The organism is Maribacter ulvicola, from assembly GCF_900155985.1.
In the GTDB taxonomy this organism is placed as follows: Bacteria; Bacteroidota; Bacteroidia; order Flavobacteriales; family Flavobacteriaceae; genus Maribacter; species Maribacter ulvicola.
Map to the genome: position 1 here is coordinate 1,407,425 of NZ_FTMA01000001.1, position 18,608 is coordinate 1,426,032.

The window sequence follows — 18,608 nt, forward strand, 5'->3', positions numbered from 1 at the left end:
TAAATGAATGCCAAGCGTATTCAATGGCAAATAGGATAGTGGTAATGAGCTAACAGTAAAAAAACTACAGTGATTTTAATAATCCGCCATCAATAGGAATGTTTGTTCCTGTTATATAAGCAGCATTATCAGATGCTAAAAAAGCTACTAAAAAACCGTATTCTTCTGGTTTGCCAATACGTTTAACCGCAACGCTCAATTCCATATCTTTTCTGATCTGGCTTGGTTCAACACCTAACTGTTTCGTTTTTTTTAAATTGAGTTGCGTAATACGGTCCGTATCAAAGTATCCAGTAAGTACGCTATTGACGGTTATGTTGTGTTTGCCCACCTCTACAGCCAAAGATTTTGCCCAGGTAACCACTGCCGCTCTGATCGAGTTAGACAAAGCTAAGTATGAAATTGGCTCTTTTACAGAAACCGAAGCTACATTGATAATACGTCCCCAATTATTTTCTGTCATTGACTTCAAAGCTAATTCAGTAGTGAAAACTACAGTCTTAAATAAGAGGTCAAAAGCTTCTTGATAATCGTTTACTTGTTTTTCTATTGTACTACCTGCGGGCGGACCTTGAGTATTATTGACAAGAATATCTACACTGTTGTTTTTAAAGTATTTGGTAATGATTTTTTGATAATCTTTAAAATTATTAAAATCTACCGCTAGATATTGGTGGTGTTGATTTTGGTCCGTGGGTAAGCTATTGACTATTTGCTGTAACTTTTCTTCGCTATGGGACATTAATGTGACACTAGCGCCGCTAGCAGCTAATTGCTGGGCAATTGCTTTGCCAATACCGCTGCTGCTACCACCAACTAGTGCTTTTTTATGTTGTAGTGAAATATTCATTGTAAGCCGTACATTTTTAAATTTAACTAGCTGTAAGATATCAATATACAATTATACGCATAGTTGAATAAAAATCAATGCTCTGTATAGTATTGTCTTTTTGTACAAAGATATCTTTGGCAGTAATAGCAGAACTTATTTCTAAAAAAGCATGAGGAACAACAACCCTGTCGAAAACATTTCTTATTGGTGAAACACTTCCTGTGCCAATAATATTACATGTACAATACGTATCTTTGGCACCTAAATTTTAGGAATGCAAATACACTTTATTGCGATAGGAGGTAGTGCCATGCACAATTTAGCACTGGCATTGGAACACAAAGGATATGTTATTACTGGTAGTGACGATGTTATTTTTGAACCTTCTAAATCTAGATTAGACGCAAAGGGATTATTGCCAAACGAATTTGGATGGTTTCCTGAAAAAGTTACAAGTGATCTTGATGCTATTATACTGGGTATGCATGCCAAAGCGGATAACCCAGAATTGCTAAAAGCACAAGAACTGGGAATCACTATTTATTCTTATCCTGAATTTTTATATGAGCAATCAAAAAATAAAACTAGAGTAGTTATTGGTGGCAGTCATGGTAAAACGACCATTACATCTATGATACTTCATGTGCTTAATTTTCATGATATTGAGGTAGATTATATGGTAGGTGCACAGTTAGATGGTTTTGATAGAATGGTGCACCTGACAGATGATAACGATTTTATAGTTTTAGAGGGCGATGAGTATTTGTCATCACCAATAGATCGTAGGCCCAAATTTCATTTATACCGACCTAATATTGCATTGCTAAGTGGGATCGCTTGGGATCATATCAATGTATTTCCAACTTTTGAGAATTATGTAGAGCAGTTTCAAGTATTTGTAGATAGTATAGTAAATGGCGGTTCTGTCACCTATAATATGGAAGATGCCGTAGGAAAAAAAGTTGTTGAAGCTTCTGAAAACGCCATTAGAAAATTACCATATACTACTCCGGAATATACAGTTGAAAACGGCGAAACTTTATTGGAAACCAATGAAGGACCTATGCCTATAGAAGTTTTTGGTAAACACAACCTGAGTAATTTAGCTGGTGCAAAATGGATTTGCCAAAATATGGGTGTAGATGAAGATGATTTCTATGAAGCCATTGCTACATTTAAAGGAGCATCTAAACGTTTAGAGAAAATAGCGGAAGGAAACTCTAGTATTGCCTATAAAGATTTTGCACATTCGCCTAGTAAAGTGGCAGCAACTACAAAGGCGGTAAAAGAGCAGTACCCAAATAGGAAATTGATAGCCTGTTTAGAACTACATACGTACAGTAGCTTTAATCCGGAGTTTTTAAAGGAATATAAAGGAGCTTTGGATGCTGCCGATGAAGCGGTTATTTTCTTTACGCCAGAATCTGTGGCAATTAAGAAGTTAGAAGCTGTTACTCCAGAACAAATTTCAGAAGCTTTTCAAAGAGATGATTTAAACATCTTTACCGATGCCGTCTCTTTTCATGAGTATTTGGAAAGTAGACCATATGACAACACCACATTATTACTTATGAGTTCAGGTAATTATGGCGGATTCGATTTGAAAAAATTTCAGCAGTTGATGAGTTAAGGTAGAGGTACAAAGTACAAAGTTGGAATAGAGAAAATAGAGAATAGAGTAAAGAGTATTAAGTACAAAGTCTTTTTGAATTTGAGCTTGAACTTGGACTTTTATTTTTTCAACAACCAACAACCAACAACCAACAACTAAACTCCAAATTGTTTTAAATGGTGGTCTAGGTGTTTGTATTCCAGTTGTCCCCATTGTTCAGGTGTAAAGACACCAAAAGAAGGATGAGGATACCATTTGTCTCTTGAACGAACAGCATAAAAATCATCGACCAAAGATTTTAATTTTTCTATTTCACTATTGAAATCCTTATCATCCAAGGTTTTCATTAGTGAAGAGGTCGGTAAATTTTTGCGCCATGGCTTTTCATTATAAAGTGATTTTTTGAAAAAGGTTTTAATAAACCAATTGCCTTTAGAAGAATTGGGTGTATTCTTAATTGCTATGTTTAGCGGGTGTTGGCAATGCCATGCCATTTGACCAACGGTCATTTTACCCCAACCTTTTTGAGAATTCTCAGATAACTTTTCAATTCTTGAGGTAATATCTTGGTATCCGTCTTCTGTTAACAATGATTTCATGATCGGTTTTTAAATGATGTATAAATTTACCATAAAATAATTTGTTCTGTATCTTTAGCCAATGCACGATAAACCCACTTCGTTTTCCATTAAAAATTGGTCAGATGATGATAAGCCCAGAGAAAAGCTAGTACAGAAGGGTCGTTCTGTACTGTCTGATGCTGAATTGATTGCCATATTAATTGGTTCGGGTAGCAGGTCTGAAAGTGCAGTAGAATTATCTAAGCGTATTTTGGCATCTGTAGATAACAACTTGAACGAATTAGGTCGACTTTCCATTAAACAATTAATGACCTTTAAGGGAATTGGAGAAGCAAAAGCAGTAAGTATTGCGGCAGCATTGGAAGTAGGTAGAAGACGTAGAGGGGAAGATGCCGCCAAAATTGAGAAAATAGGCAGTAGTAAAGACGTATACGAGATTCTGCAACCGCTTTTGGGCGATTTGGATCATGAAGAATTCTGGATACTTTTTCTTAACAACTCCAACAAAGTACTGCATAAGGCACAGCTAAGTAAAGGAGGTATAACGGGTACTTTGGTAGATGTACGTATAGTTTTGAAACAGGCATTAGAACTAGGAGCTATAGCTATCATTTTGGCGCATAACCACCCTTCTGGCACATTAAGACCTAGTGCAGCGGATAAGCAGATTACCCAAAAGTTGAAAATTGCCAGTGAAACTTTAGATATCAAAGTGTTGGATCATTTGATTATTACCCAAAAAAGTTACTATAGCTTTGCAGACGAAAAAATTCTTTAAATGTTATTGATCTATACACATAAAATTACACCTAGAGTAACCTATATCATGAGGCATATCTTCGTGAATATATTGGGTATTGAGCTAGATTTTACTACCAAGGTAGAGGAGTTTATAAAACATAAGGGACCAAAAATCACCTATACAAAGCAACCACTGCAGAACGAATTTTTTATTCGAAGCAATGAGCTGTTGTTTGAACAGGGTATTAATGATATTCAGTTAAGTATAGGAGATTGGGAAGGTACACCTTGCTTTTTTCAAGCAGGAGAAAGGAGCACATTGCCTTTTGATGTTTTTGCTGCCAGTTTTTTTATGCTCTCTAGGTATGAGGAATATTTGCCACATGTAAAGGATATACACGGTAGGTTCTCACCTAAAGACAGTATTGCTTTTCAAAACGGATTTCTTCAAAAGCCCGTAGTTGATATTTGGGCATTCAAGTTATTGGATGCACTAAAAGAACGTTTTGAAGATTTAGAATATAAAAACAAGGGCTACGACTTTATTTCTGTCATTGATGTAGCCACATCTCATTGTTATGCCAACCGCGGTTTTGTGCGAGGTATGGTAGGAATGTTGATGGACCTGGGAACCTTCAAGCTAAAAAGGGTGGTGGACCGTATTGCCGTAGGTTTACATAGACAGAAAGATCCTTATGATAACTATACTGAGCTCATCGCTTTACATAAAAAGTATAAGATAAAATGTAATTTCTTTTTTCAATTTGCAGACTATTCTAAGTACGATAAAAATGTATCTACCAATAGTATAACATTTAAGTCACTCATAAAGCATGTGGCGGACTATATGCCGGTGTCATTGGCGGCTAGCTATAGCTCATTTTCTGATCTTGAACTTTTAAAGAAAGAAAAGTCGAGTTTAGAGGTGGTTATCAATAGACCTGTAAACAATTGTAAAATGCGCTATAATAGGGTAGATGTACCGCAAACTTATAGGAATTTGATTGCTGCGGAATTTACGAACGACTACACTATGGGGTATACCTTTGAGCTTGGTTTTAGAGCAGGTACTTGTACTCCATTTCAGTTTTATGACATACCGTTAGAGGTAAAGCAACCTATAAAAGTTCATCCGTTCGCTATTCATGATATATCACTTTCTAAAATAAAAAAGGATCAAGAAATATTCCGTCAAGTGCAATTGATATCGAACGAAGTAAAAAAAGTTAATGGTACGTTGATAGCCATGTTTTCTAATGAAGTTTTGGGAAACAAGGAAGATAGGGATTGGATGACCGTTTATTCAGAGGTAATAAAACAACAGCATGTTTAAAGATAAAGTAACAGATATTTTTTTCGATTTAGATCATACCCTTTGGGATTTTGATAAAAACTCAGCTCTAACATTCAGTAAAATATTTAAAGAGCAAAAGGTTGAAGTAGCACTAGAAGATTTTTTAGAGGTATATGTGCCGGCAAACTTGAAATTTTGGAGATTGTTCAGAGAAGATAAAATAACTAAAGCTGAATTGCGGTATCAACGCCTTAAATCAGTTTTTGATACAATGGGCTATTCTGCTTCAGATGATTTAATTCATATGTTATCCGAAGAGTATATTAATCATTTATCCTCTTTTAATACGCTTTTTCCAAATGCTATAGAGGTATTGGAGTATTTAAAACCTAAATATAAACTACATATTATTACCAATGGTTTTCAGGAAGTTCAAGATAAGAAGCTCAGAAATTCTGGTATTCATAGCTATTTTGATCAAATAATAGACTCTGAAACAGCAGGTGCAAAAAAACCTAATCCGGTCATTTTTAATTTGGCTTTGGATAGGGCTGGTGTGTTGCCGGAAAAGTCATTAATGATCGGTGATAGTTTAGAGGCAGATGTCAAGGGCGCAAAATCTTTAGGATTCCACTCCTTACACTTTAATGCGCATAAAGAAAAAAGTCATGATGTAGCTCCTATTATTTACAATCTACAAGAAATAAAATCCCTTTTATAGAGTTACTATTACTATAGACGCCTGTCTATGTGTATTAAACTTTACAAAGGTGAGGAAAGGGGTGCGTATTTTGTTAATAGTTTTGGTAGGTCTACTACTGGTAACGTCTTGTTCTGAAGAGCAGGATTTTGACCAGATAAACGACCTGGCTATAGCCCCAAGTTATGAAACCAGCATTTTCTATGTAAAGGCTCAGGAACCTTTAATTAATAGTATAGAGGACCTTAGTTTTTTTACGCAAGAATTTAATTTTGATGCCTTTGAAGAGCCTTTTTTTGCCAACAGGGTGCTAGCCGGTGTGTTAACTTATGAGCTAGAGAATACCACTAGTAAGCCCATTGAAATTAGACTAGAGTTTTTAGACGAAAATGAAAACGTATTGGATACTGAAGTTTTTAGTATGGATGCGGCACCAACGGCTATTCTACAACGAGAGGTAGCATATGGTCCAAGTGGTAAAAGTATAGATATTATTAAAGCTACTTCTGAAATGAGATTGACCGCTATTAATTTGGGAGACCATAGTAGCGAGTCCACTTTACAAGACCCGGCAATAGTGCTTCGTTCTAGCGCAGAATTTACTTTAGAATTGCAATGAGATTATGCCATTGCCTTTTTGTAGCTGGCGTATTGCTTACCTTGGGTCTATCAGCTCAGAATAGGCAAATTCTTTATGATTTCAATGAAATACCACAATCCCTTTCTGTAAATCCTGGTGTAGAAACAGATTTTAAATGGTATGCAGGTGTGCCTTTGTTATCCGGTATTTCTGGCTATGCAGGTTCTAATGCCATTTCTATAAATGATATTTTTGCCAATGATGGTATAGATATTAATTTAAAATTTAGGGAACGTGCTTTAGATGTTCTTACCCCAAAAGATGAATTTAGTTCTACCGTTCAAATAGAATACTTAAGTGGCGGATTCCGAAGTGTGAATCCCAATATATTTTATTCTTTTGGTGGATACCTTGAACTAGATAATATTAGTTACTGGCCCCAAGATTATGCTTACTTATTATTTGACGGTAATGCGGATCAATTAGGTAGAAGGTATGATTTGGGCGATTTGAAGGTTCGTGGTTCTTTGGTGAATGTTTTTCATTTCGGTATCAATAAGAAAATAGATCGTAACCTAACCATTGGTGCAAGAGGAAAACTGTATTCGGCAATTGCAGATTATAGTTCTTCAACCAATAACGGACATTTAAGTACTACAGAAGGACAAAATAATAGAATTGCTACAAACCTAAATGCAGATTTACTTTTACGTACATCTGGACTTCAGGTTTTAGAGGAAGCTAATGATGCTGAGACTTTAGGAAATGAAATAATCAGTAGGGCGCTGTTAGGTGGTGATCTTGGTTTAGGTGTTGATCTGGGGTTTACATATCACCTATCTGAACGTACAACAGTAACTGGTAGTTTATTAGATGTAGGTTTTATATATCATACTAGTGACCCAAAAAAATACCGGCTAAAAGGGAATACATCTGTAGAAGGTATTGAAATAGATATCTTGGATAATTTTGCGAGTCTTGATCGAGATTTTTGGCAAGATCTAGTCGATGAAATTGAGGAAGCGGTGCCTTTTGAGACCGATACAAAAAGTTATATCTCATTTAGACCTACAAAATTATATGCTTCTATAAGAAATGATTTTGGAGAGCCTATAGGAAACGGAGGCTCTCAAAGTTGCGATTGTACTACGGGTTCTTCCGGTGGTGGCGAATTGCGAACTAAATACAGAAACTCTGTTGGCGGGCAATTATATATGATCAATAGACCTAGAGGCCCACAAACGGCATTAACAGGTTTCTATACTCGTAGAATAGGAAATGTTTTAGCCCTTAAAGGAACATATACCATAGATAAATTCAGTAAAACCAACATTGGGTTGGGAATGAATTTACAAGCGGGTCCGGTTAATTTTTATGTTATGGCAGATAATCTGTTTTCTTACAACAATATAGCAGCTACGAACTATGCATCGTTTCAACTTGGGTTCAATGTAATATCATGGGGGCGTAAATAGTAGGTATCTTCTTCAGTCTTTTTTATTTTTTTGGCATGCTTTTTTCATATATTACCATGAATTTAAAATTTACATCGTTTTGAAAACAGTTATCGCATTACTATTTACATTTATAGGGCTTTTCTCAAATGCCCAAGCCAACCTGAATGATTATAAGTATATCATCGTTCCAAAAAAGTTTGATGCTTTTAAACGTATTAACGAACACCAAACTAGTACATTGGTGAAATATCTTTTTTCAGGAAAGGGTTTTATAGCGGTCTATGACGATCAATTACCAGATGACTTAAAATTCAATAGATGTTTAGGGGTAGTTGCAGATTTACAAGATGATAGCAGTTTGTTTTCTACCAAAACTATTATTAACCTTAAAGACTGTAATGACAAAGTTGTTTTTAGTACCATGCAAGGTATAAGTAAGGAAAAGCAATATAAGGAAGCATATAACGAAGCAATTAGAGAGTCTATGCGCTCTTTTAATGGTATGAACTACACCTACAATGCTAAGTATGAAAATGAGGAGCCTGTGACCGTTAACTTTAGGAATGACGTTAAAAAATTAGACGAGTCTAAGGCAGCTAAGATTTTAAAAGCAGAAAAAGCGAAGGAAATGCAAAGTGCTACCAAAAATACTGCGGTGATTTCAGAGGAGACGGAGAAAACGCAATACTACCAGGATCGTACTCCAGTAGCATCAACTATTAGAAAATCAGAGCCAACAACACCTGGTTTAAAAAATGTAGAAGTCAAAAAGCCAATGACAAAAGATATTTTGTATGCGCAGGCTACTGATACCGGTTACCAATTGGTAGATAGTTCACCTAAGATTAGAATGAACCTAATGAAAAGCTCTGCAGATAATGTTTTTATGGCTAGGACCGATACAAAAAACGGTATGGTCTACCAAAAAGATGGTAATTGGATATTTGAATATTATGAGAATGATAAATTGGTTCAAGAAGAACTGAATATCAAATTCTAAAAATCATATTTCATTTTCCATCTATTCTTTAGAAAATCGCTAAGCGCTTTTTCCCTGGCATTGTTTCCTGGTTTATAGAACGTAGTTCCGGTAATTTCATCTGGTAGAAACTCAGCATCTACAAAGTTATTTTGGTAATCGTGGGCATATTTATATTCTTGTCCGTAACCCAGGTCTTTCATTAATTTGGTAGGTGCATTTCTTAAAGGAAGCGGTACGGACAAATTCCCTGTTTGTTTTACCGCCTGCTGTGCTTTTCCTATGGCCATATAACTTGCGTTGCTCTTTGCTGAGGTAGCCAAGTAAATTGCACATTGGCTTAGTACAATGCGTGCTTCTGGATAACCAATGGAAGTCACTGCTTGAAAAGTTGTATTGGCCATCACCAAAGCAGTAGGGTTTGCCAAACCAATATCTTCAGAGGCAGAAATTAGCATTCTTCGTGCAATGAATTTTACGTCCTCACCACCTTCAATCATTCTCGCTAACCAATACACCGCACCGTTGGGGTCACTACCACGTATAGATTTTATAAAAGCCGATACAATATCGTAATGCTGCTCCCCGGTTTTATCATAAAGAACTGTGTTTTTTTGAACTTTAGAAAGCACTAATTCATCGGTAATAATTATAGTATCACTTTCTTCGGAATTAACGACCAATTCAAAAACGTTCAATAATTTTCTGCCATCACCTCCAGAAATACGCAATAAGGCTTCGGTTTCTTTTAGTTCTATTTTTTTAGATTTCAGCAATGCATCCTTTTCCATTGCCCTTTTAATCAAGTTTTCTAAATCGGTTTTTCCAAAGGCATTTAAAATATAGACTTGACACCGAGAGAGTAGTGCCGGTATCACCTCAAAACTTGGGTTTTCCGTGGTTGCTCCAATTAACGTTACCCATCCTTTTTCAACTGCTGCCAATAGCGAATCTTGTTGAGATTTACTAAAACGATGTATCTCATCAATAAACAGGATAGGATTTTTAGCAGTGAATAATCCGCCAGCCTGTTTTGCTTTATCAATTACCTCTCGAATATCTTTTACACCACTATTTATGGCACTTAAAACATAAAAGGGTCTCTTGCTTTGTTCTGCTATAATATTTGCCAAAGTTGTTTTTCCCGTTCCCGGAGGTCCCCAAAGAATTAATGAGGGAATAATACCTTTCTTAATTTGATTTGTTAAAGAGCCCTTTTCACCCACTAAATGGTGCTGACTAATATATTCGTCTAATGTTTTTGGACGTACGCGTTCTGCTAAAGGTTCGTTCATAATACAAAAATATGATAATCTTAAATGAGAAGAGAAAAGTATGTTGCCAATTGATTGTTAAGTAAGGATTGGAGTGACAATATGACCAATTTGTAAACGTTGGTAGTATAATTGTAAGCTATATATAAAAACAAGCTCATGTCAGAAATGGGACATTTTAAGTTTTCTAATAAAGTGCTGGCTATTCCGCTATTTGCTATGATAGCCATATGGTGCGTGTATTGGGTAGAACTGCTTTTGGGTGTGAATTTCAATGAAATGGGGGTAATGCCAAGAACACTGTTGGGATTACGCGGAGTAGTATTTAGTCCGTTTATTCACGGTTCATTAGAACACTTATATAACAATACGATCCCTTTAGCCGTATTGCTTACGGCGCTTTGGTATTTTTATAAAGATGTTGCTTGGAAAGTAGTTGTCTATGGTATTCTATTATCTGGGATAATGACTTGGTTAATAGGTAGAACATCGTATCATATTGGTGCAAGCGGACTCATTTATGTGCTGGCAAGTTTTATTTTTTTTAAAGGAATATTTAGTTCTCATTTTAGGCTGGTAGCACTTTCTTTAATCGTAGTTTTTATATACGGAAGCATGCTTTGGTATATATTCCCGGTAAAGGAAGGAATGTCTTGGGAAGGTCATTTAGCTGGTTTTATCACGGGATTGTTACTTGCTAAAATGGTGAAAGCACGTATTCCACCAACCAAGAAATACGAATGGGAAAAGGAAGATTTTAAAGAAGAGGATGATTTATTTTTACAACATTTTGATGAAAACGGAAACTTTAGGGAACTACCTGTTGAAGAAAACTTTGAGGAGGATGAAGATTTTAAATTCAACTACATCTTCAAGAAAAGCTCCAAAGGTGATTCAGATATATAGTCTGTAATTACAAACGTTGGCGAACCGCTTCATATAAGAAAACAGCACAGGCAACAGAAACGTTCAACGACTCAATTTCTCCAAGTAAAGGAAGCTTAGCTCTATAATCAGAAGCTTTTAAAATAGAAGGGGTGATACCACGATCTTCAGACCCCATAACAATAGCTATAGCATCAGTGAAAGGAATATCGTAAACAGAATCATTTGTTTTTTCGGTAGCCGATACTATTTTAATATCTGATGCCTGTAAATAGAAAACGGCATCTTTTAAATGATCAACCTTTGCAATAGGAACCCTATATGCAGCACCTGCAGAGGTTTTGATCGTATCAGCAGTTACAGGAGCGGCACCTTTCTTTTGAACAATGATACCATCTACTCCGGTACATTCTGCAGTTCTAATAATAGCACCAAAATTACGTACATCAGAAAGTTGATCCAATAATAAGAATAAAGCCGGACCTTCTTTTGCATTTGCCTTTTCCACTAAATCTTCAAGGGTATGAAATGCAATTGGGGAGATGTTGGCAACGGCTCCCTGGTGATTGTTTTTGGTTAGTCTGTTCAATTTTTCAATTGGCACATAGACCATATTGATTTCATTACGGCGCAATAAACCTTCCAGTTCTTTCATAAGGTCTCCTTTAAGGCCTTTTTGTAGAAATACCTTGTCTATCTCTTCGTTTGAATTGACAGCTTCTATAATGGCTCTTAAGCCATAAATCTGAGTGGTTTTTTGCATGGGGCAAAGGTAAATAAAAACCGCCCAACATTTGTTGGGCGGTTTTAAATATTAAAGTTAAAAATTTTAGTGGTTTAAGTATTGAAAAACTTTTAGCAAATCTAGTTCAGATTTGATGTTTAAATCTTTTTCTTTCAAGAATAATTTGAGCTCTTCTTTCTTGGATTCATCAACTAGTTTTATAAGTTTTTTATTCTTTTGTGGAATTTGGTCAATTCTGTTTACACCATTCTTTTGGAAATAAAACTCGGTAAATTTCGTAAACCTACTTGGTACAGCTGCTACAAAAGAATTTTGAGCTGGTTGCCCTTCTGTAAACTTAACAAGAGTTCTCTTATATAAATCATATTTATTTCCTTTTTGTATAAGGGACAGATACCCATTTAAAGTAGCATTTTTCTCAGTTACAAAAGTTTTAAAACTTAAAGGTTTAGCATTAATAAGTAAGCTAATTTCTTTGTCTTTTACCAAAGCTTGGTATGCTTCTTCTTTTGAAGCCGTTTTTTTAATTTCAATCTCCTCATTTAAGGCATTATATCTGTAATAGATATTCCCAACAACTTCGTCATTATGTTTTAAAATAGTTGGTGCAAAAGTATTGGATGTGTAAGGGGAACCTTGAAATTTGTCTAAATCTATTTCTCGCCTTTTTTGATATGCCTCGTTCACAGGACCTAGGAAATTTGCTATGACAGCACCTACTGCTGCATTTTGACTAGCACCTCCCATATTAGTAGGTACTTGCCCAGAATACTGACCTTGTAAACTTGTACTGGCTATTGCGGTAATAGCTAACATTAAAATTTTTTTCATGGTTTGGTTGTTTAAGAGTTATAATTTAAAAATAATTTTTAAACCTCTTATATTCAGGACGTTTAATTTTTTGTTAATTTGAAAGTTCTTAGTTTATCATTATTAAAACCCGTAATTAATAAAGTCTGATCATTAAACTTTAACGATTGCATACTTTTTACATTTCCTCGCAAATAAAGCCCTGTTTCTTCCATGGTAGATGGGGTATATCCATTATTTCCATTTGAGATTAAGGCCAGACCGGAAATGGCGTCCAATCTAGGTGTTTCTACTTCCGTCTCGTAAATGTTACCAGAAATAACACAATCTTCAAAACCATCATTATTTAAGTCAAACAACGAAATTGCCAAAACAGGAAATAATTGAGATTCTATAGGTAAATTAATTTTTTCGAACTTATTTTTTCCTTTGTTCAAGAGTAATATGGAACTGAATTCTGTGGCTTCATTAGAATAGGCTTCTTTTAATTTTTCACCATATATATCTTCCATGCTTGCGTGGGCGAAGTCATTGTAAGTGGCAAATTTATCTTTAATAAATGGCATTTGTTGTGATGAACATTCTCTTCCTCTAACAGGTACATATGTTTCATGGTATTTCTTGCTTAATACTACATCATTTACACCATCGTTATCAAAGTCGTTTGCAAAAATTTTAAATGGTTTTTCTTCACTAGCGGTAAATTTGATATTTCTGCCTACATTACCAACAATGTAATCTTTGTTGCCATCGTTGTTAATATCGGTCTCTTTTATCTTAAACCACCAGCCTTTTATATTCAGGGATGAGTCATCTGAATTTAAACGTTGAAATTTTCCATTTTTGTTTTCGAACATACCTATAGTGGTCCATTCGCCAACTGCAATGAAATCTTGCCACCCGTCGTTATTGAAATCGGTGGTAATTATGCTATTGATTAATCCAAAATTTTCTAGCTCAGGAGCCATGGCCTTGGTAACATTTTTTAGTGTTCCATTATCATTTTCATATAGTATGGAGGCACTATACATGGGGTAGTTATGTGGTATTATTCTATTGCCTACTAAAACATCATTATCTCCATCTTTGTCAAAATCTATTATTGTAACAGATTTACCACTCTTGGGGAAAGATTGTAAAACCGGTGTATTCAACTTTTGAAAATTACCATTACCATCGTTTAGGTATAGCCGGTCTGCATAATAAGAAGAACTTTCTCCATATTCATTACCACCGCTCACTACATAGAGATCAAGGTCGTTATCATTGTCAAAATCAAAGAATACAGATTCAGCATCTTCTTTACCTTTATCTAACTGAAAAGATTTAGGTGTGTTGTTTTCAAATCCATTTTGTGTCTGTATATACAAAGTACCTGTTTGCCCAGCCCCGCCACCTACATAAAGGTCATCTTTTCCGTCACCATTTATGTCGCCTTTAGCTATAAATGGTCCGGTGTTGGATTGTTTGTAGGGTAAAAGAGTTTCTTTTGCAAAGTCATCATAGGTGGTTTCTTTATGTTTAAAATCTAAATCATTGTTCTGTTGATTCTTTGCAATGAAGAAGGAGTTGCTGTTAGAATAAGGTGTGCTGGAAATAGGTTTGGCATCCGTTTCTGAAAAAGTTAGTATTGAATTTGGTGCAACATTAAACTGGTAAGCTACTTTTCCGCTGAGCCATTCTACTTTTATTGTGTCTATAAGGGTAGATTTACCTATACCGAAATGTGCAGAATTTTCTTGTGAAGACATATAGCCTCTAACTCTTTTAATTTCTTCAAATTGATTTTGGTTATCATATGAGATAGTGACTTTGGCAAAAGACTCTTTGTTTATGTCATTGATATTAACTTTTAAAAAATTTCCTAGATTGTTTTCAACGGTATTATTTTTATATAATAAGGCCTTCTGGTCTATATTGTTAATGATTAAATCTAAGTCGCCATCATTATCAAAATCTGCTTGTGCTGCGCCATTACTAAAGGTAAGATCTTCTAATCCCCAATCATTACTGGTTTCTAGAAAGTTTAGATTGCCATTGTTTTTGTACATTAAATTACCTAAACTTTCTGAAGGCATTTCGTCGTATAATTGTTGTTTTATTTTATTTGGAATATTGCCTTTGTATTTTAGCTTAGTGTTATAGACTTTGTTTTGAAAATCATTATCCAATGCATATTTACGGTAACCATTGGTTATGAAAACATCTTTTAACCCATCATTGTCAAAATCTGACATTAATACAGACCAACTCCAATCTGTACTTGCCATAGATGTAAGTTGAGAAATGTTAGAAAAATAGTTTTTTCCTAAATTCAATTGTAGGGAATTGAACATATATTGGTGTTGAAACTCAGCAGTAGTAGTTAAGTAATTAAATTTATCTGTACTCATAGAAGCCATAAGTGTTTTTGCTCTGAAATGGTCATTAGAGGCCATGTCTAAAACAAATATATCTTGTAGGTTATCATTGTTAATATCTGCAATGTCTAAGCCCATACCATAAAACGATATTTGTTGTGTTAGTTCTTTAATAGAGTTCTTAAATCCTCCATTTTGGTTATTCATATAAATGACATCGGGTAAGTAATAATCGCTTGAAATATAAATATCTAAATAGCTGTCAGCATTGATGTCAGCTACGCATAAGCCCAAGCCAAATATTGGATTCTCTAATCCAACTTCTTTGGTGACATCTTTATATTTTCCATCTATATTTTTATAAAAATGACTGCTATTGAAGTATTTGTTTTCTTTAGATGTGTTAACTGTTTTAAGAAGGGAAATAGGGTCTAAACCATATAGCTCATTTTCGTTCATTACAATGCAGTCAAGATCTCCGTCTTTGTCAAAATCAAAAAAAGCTGTTTGTGTTGATATTCCTGGGTCATCTAGACCATATTCTTTAGCGCTCTCTGTAAACGTTTGATCATGGTTGTTAATGTACAAGAGGTTACTTCTGTTACTTCTATTATTTGGACCTCCTTGAGAAACATAGATGTCTTGCCAACCATCATTGTTGATGTCTACAAAGGTTACGCCGTTACTCCATTTTTTGTTGATGTTAATGCCCGCTGTTGTTGAAATATCTTCAAATATAAAATTGCCTTTGTTTAGATACAGTTTGTTTTCTACCTGATTTCCTGAAAAGAAGACATCTAATAATCCATCGTTATTTATGTCTTCAACGCCTACACCTGCCCCATTATAGAAGTAATCAAAATTAAAAACATTGTCGTAGGTTTCAATATTTTCTACAAGGTCATTACTGAAATTAATTTGACTATGGTCATTTGAGATTTTTTCAAAAATTTTAGTATTCTTGGCCTGTTTGGTCGAATCTTCCTGTACACTGTTTTTTTTGTTTTCAGAACATGACAAGAAAATGGAAATACATGAGCCCAAAACGGTTGTTATCAATTTTGCGTTTATTTTTGTCTTGGAAAGATGTGACATAGAAATGGATATAGTATGTGAAAAAAAATAGCTGCCCTAAATGAATAGGGCAGCTACTTAATAAATTAAAATTTACCGGTACTACCCTTTACAGATATTTAAGGTGATAGCCCCTATCGCTGGACTTGGTCCGTCTGAAATTGCAATTTCTTCAGTTGGAGCTGTAATTTCATAGGAAACTTCATTGTCAAAAGCTCCGGAAACATATGTTAGTACAAACTCTGTAGTTCCTTCAGGTACTGTGAAAGTTGCTGAACCTGCACTTCCATCTTCTATTGTATACGAAGATTCAACACCATCTATAACTACATCAATAGAAGCTCCGTTCCAGCCATCGCCATAACTATCTTCTAGTTCTATAGTGTATTCACCTGCAACAGGTGCTGGAGGTATACATTTAATAACTGGACCATAAAAATAGGGTGCATTAAAGAATGAGCCGGTAATGGTACCGGTACTATCATCATTTGTAAATGTTCTACCGTCCGTTAAAGTTAATATTAAACGAAACTGTATAGCATCGCCACCATCAAAATCACCTTCAATCAAACCTAATTGAGATAAAGCATTGGCCAATGTAGTTTCATAACTTGCTCTTGGTAAACCAAACTCGCCATCGGTGAAATCTGCAGGTAAAAAAGTTTCAATTAAAATTTCAGCTACGGAAGAATCTCCGTTAGCCTCGGTATTGTCATCAAAACTGATATATAAATCTACTTTCTCTAACAAATCTCCATCTTCATAATCTTGCTCTTCAAAAGTAAAACCAAAAGAGGTAGAAGTATCGAAACGGTCAAATACACCGCCAGACTCAATAGTTCTTAATACGGCGCCCCTAGTAGTATTTGCAAAGACTTCATCGATAACTTTGCCGCCGTCGTCGTCACATGATGTTATTAGAAGCGAGGAAACACCAATGATTGCGCCTAATATTTTATTGTTTATTTTCATTTTCTTATTTTTTAGTTAGCAGATGGGAAAGTTGGTCCGGCTGGATTGTTATCCCAAAATACTTGAGTTGATAAATCAGATTTCTGCGAAACATTTGAGTTCGTTATAACCTCTGTTTGAGGATACAAAAATGATCTTGGAAAGGCACCTGGATTCAGTTCCCAGTTTGGGTCTAATGTAGTAGGGAAGCCTGTTCTTCTATAATAGTTATAAGCTTCAACACCACCACCATAAAGAGCGATCCAATATTGTTCCGATAAAATATTGGTTTGGTCAGCACCTGTAGCAGCTAGAAAGTCTGCTTTTGTGTCTGCAATATAAGTAGCTACTTCAGTTTCTGAAGGAGCAAGAGATAAATCAGCACTAGAGTCTAGAGAACCAAAACTTTGAACTTTTGCTATTGATTTAGTCATAGCAGCCTCCATTAAGTCTGCTTTAGCAGCGGCAGATGTAGCCATTTCAGCTTGCCAAAAATCAACATAAGAAGCAAGGAAGATTGGTTCTATACCAGCTCCGCCTCCGCCTAGACCTAAGCCAACGGTTGAATTATCTTCATCTAAATCGAAATCATTATCGTCAAATTTACCTCCGGCTGGATAAACACCAACTGCAGTTCTTAGGAAGTTATCAGGTGGAGTACCCTCGTTATTCCCGTGTGATCTACCCCAATACCCGTTAGGTACAGAGCAGTAGATAAACCCATCATAATGAGGTGGAGGTGTAGCAAGTGAACAAGCTAAAGTTTCTTCGTTAGCAGGTTCTACCCCGTCACCTGGTGTAGCACCTTGTTGACGATAGAAGTAATATCTAATTCTTGGGTCATTTCTTGTTTGCATGTTACTCATTAACCAGTTAGACTGATATATGTTTGCACCACTTGCCGTGTAATCATCTTGGTAATCTGGATGACGTGTGTCTGGTTGTAGATCTCTAGTGCCGTATTGCCATTGGAAATCCTCTGAAGTTTCAGAAATATAATCACCACCTGCAATTATTGAGTTAAATGTACTAGTGTCTCCTGTGGTTACAGCAGCTTTCAATCTTATAGTGTTAATAAGCTTGATCCAATTTTCAGTATCTCCACCATAAAAGAAATCTTCACCACCTTGTAATGCAGGATCAGCAGCGAAAAGAGCTTCTGCTTCGGTTAATAAGGCTAATGCACCGGTGTAAACATCTTGTCCATCATCTAATAATGGTGCAGGAAATTCTGTTGGGTTGCCAGCTTCACTTAATGTAGCTTTACCAAGATAGTCAGTTAGTAATAAAAGCATGTGCGCCTTTAATGTTTGACCTACGGCAATATGAAAGGTGTAATCTGTATCAGTTTCAGCATCAATGGTCTTTAAATTCGCTACATTAGGGAAAATACCTAAGTCAACGGTATTGGTAAAAACATCATTGTTACCATCGGTACTACTGTAAAGACGTTCCCAGATATCATCAAAAGTATCACCTGGGTAGGTATTAAAATAGTTACGACCAAGCATGTAATCTATTCTAGTTAATTCTGAACCTATGTCATTTATAGTGTACATATTAGCAACATATGCTAATTGAATAGAATTCAATAGCAAATTAGGATCTGCTTGGTCAGAGGCAAGGTCATTAGGGCTAGTCCTAAGGTCTAGGTCTGTTGTTTCACAAGAGTTGAATAGCACTCCTGCAGTAAAAACAACGGTTATATATTTAATTATTTTTTTCATAATATT

General features: G+C 35.4%; 16 protein-coding genes. 8 read left to right on the forward strand and 8 right to left on the reverse strand.

Going from position 1 to position 18,608, the window contains the following annotated elements; translation table 11 throughout:
- Nucleotides 1-64 precede the first annotated feature (64 nt).
- Nucleotides 65-850, reverse strand: a complete 786-nt coding sequence (locus tag BW936_RS05985) for an SDR family oxidoreductase (RefSeq protein WP_076547371.1) — start codon at nt 848-850, stop codon at nt 65-67.
- A 256-nt stretch (nt 851-1,106) separates the two neighbouring features.
- On the opposite strand from BW936_RS05985, the gene BW936_RS05990 reads away from it, so the two are divergent.
- Nucleotides 1,107-2,462: a UDP-N-acetylmuramate--L-alanine ligase gene (locus BW936_RS05990; RefSeq protein WP_076547372.1), complete on the forward strand. Its 1,356-nt coding sequence runs from the start codon at nt 1,107-1,109 to the stop codon at nt 2,460-2,462.
- Between the two features lie 137 nt (nt 2,463-2,599).
- On the opposite strand, the gene BW936_RS05995 is transcribed toward BW936_RS05990, so the two are convergent.
- The gene (locus BW936_RS05995) at nt 2,600-3,043 is read right to left on the reverse strand and encodes a DUF1569 domain-containing protein (protein WP_076547373.1); all 444 of its coding nucleotides are present in this window, start codon (nt 3,041-3,043) and stop codon (nt 2,600-2,602) included.
- A 61-nt stretch (nt 3,044-3,104) separates the two neighbouring features.
- On the opposite strand from BW936_RS05995, the gene radC reads away from it, so the two are divergent.
- The 6 genes from radC to BW936_RS06025 all read left to right on the forward strand — a co-directional run bounded on the left by radC (nt 3,105) and on the right by BW936_RS06025 (nt 8,797).
- Complete coding sequence (radC, locus tag BW936_RS06000) at nt 3,105-3,803, forward strand: RadC family protein (protein ID WP_076547374.1); 699 nt, start codon at nt 3,105-3,107, stop codon at nt 3,801-3,803.
- Entirely contained in the window at nt 3,804-5,099 is a 1,296-nt protein-coding gene (locus BW936_RS06005; RefSeq protein ID WP_076547375.1) for a polysaccharide deacetylase family protein, read from the forward strand.
- Entirely contained in the window at nt 5,092-5,781 is a 690-nt protein-coding gene (locus tag BW936_RS06010) for a YjjG family noncanonical pyrimidine nucleotidase (RefSeq protein ID WP_076547376.1), read from the forward strand. The genes BW936_RS06005 and BW936_RS06010 overlap by 8 nt, the downstream gene beginning before the upstream one ends.
- A 49-nt stretch (nt 5,782-5,830) precedes the next feature.
- On the forward strand, nt 5,831-6,379 hold the full coding sequence (locus BW936_RS06015; protein WP_076547377.1) for a hypothetical protein: 549 nt from the start codon (nt 5,831-5,833) through the stop codon (nt 6,377-6,379).
- Nucleotides 6,376-7,815, forward strand: a complete 1,440-nt coding sequence (locus BW936_RS06020; RefSeq protein WP_076547378.1) for a DUF5723 family protein — start codon at nt 6,376-6,378, stop codon at nt 7,813-7,815. Before BW936_RS06015 ends, BW936_RS06020 begins: the two co-directional genes overlap by 4 nt.
- Nucleotides 7,816-7,894: 79 nt before the next feature.
- Nucleotides 7,895-8,797, forward strand: coding sequence for a hypothetical protein (locus BW936_RS06025; RefSeq protein ID WP_076547379.1), 903 nt, complete (start codon nt 7,895-7,897; stop codon nt 8,795-8,797).
- Here BW936_RS06025 and BW936_RS06030 read toward each other — a convergent pair.
- Complete coding sequence (locus tag BW936_RS06030) at nt 8,794-10,071, reverse strand: replication-associated recombination protein A (protein ID WP_076547380.1); 1,278 nt, start codon at nt 10,069-10,071, stop codon at nt 8,794-8,796. The genes BW936_RS06025 and BW936_RS06030 overlap by 4 nt on opposite strands.
- Before the next feature lie 138 nt (nt 10,072-10,209).
- Between BW936_RS06030 and BW936_RS06035 the strand changes: the two genes are divergently transcribed.
- Nucleotides 10,210-10,956 (forward strand): rhomboid family intramembrane serine protease, encoded by a 747-nt coding sequence (locus BW936_RS06035; protein WP_076547381.1) that lies wholly within the window; start codon nt 10,210-10,212, stop codon nt 10,954-10,956.
- 7 nt (nt 10,957-10,963) lie between these two features.
- Here BW936_RS06035 and rlmB read toward each other — a convergent pair whose 3' ends face one another.
- From rlmB to BW936_RS06060, 5 genes are all read right to left on the reverse strand, one after another.
- A complete protein-coding gene (rlmB, locus tag BW936_RS06040; RefSeq protein WP_076547382.1) occupies nt 10,964-11,698 on the reverse strand; it encodes a 23S rRNA (guanosine(2251)-2'-O)-methyltransferase RlmB in 735 nt (244 codons plus the stop codon).
- Nucleotides 11,699-11,764: 66 nt separating this feature from the next.
- Nucleotides 11,765-12,511, reverse strand: coding sequence for a hypothetical protein (locus BW936_RS06045; RefSeq protein WP_076547383.1), 747 nt, complete (start codon nt 12,509-12,511; stop codon nt 11,765-11,767).
- 62 nt (nt 12,512-12,573) lie between these two features.
- On the reverse strand, nt 12,574-15,945 hold the full coding sequence (locus tag BW936_RS06050) for a CRTAC1 family protein (protein WP_084181988.1): 3,372 nt from the start codon (nt 15,943-15,945) through the stop codon (nt 12,574-12,576).
- Between the two features lie 81 nt (nt 15,946-16,026).
- A complete protein-coding gene (locus BW936_RS06055; protein ID WP_076547384.1) occupies nt 16,027-16,896 on the reverse strand; it encodes a hypothetical protein in 870 nt (289 codons plus the stop codon).
- A gap of 11 nt (nt 16,897-16,907) precedes the next feature.
- Nucleotides 16,908-18,602: a SusD/RagB family nutrient-binding outer membrane lipoprotein gene (locus tag BW936_RS06060; RefSeq protein WP_076547385.1), complete on the reverse strand. Its 1,695-nt coding sequence runs from the start codon at nt 18,600-18,602 to the stop codon at nt 16,908-16,910.
- Between the last annotated feature and the right edge of the window lie 6 nt (nt 18,603-18,608).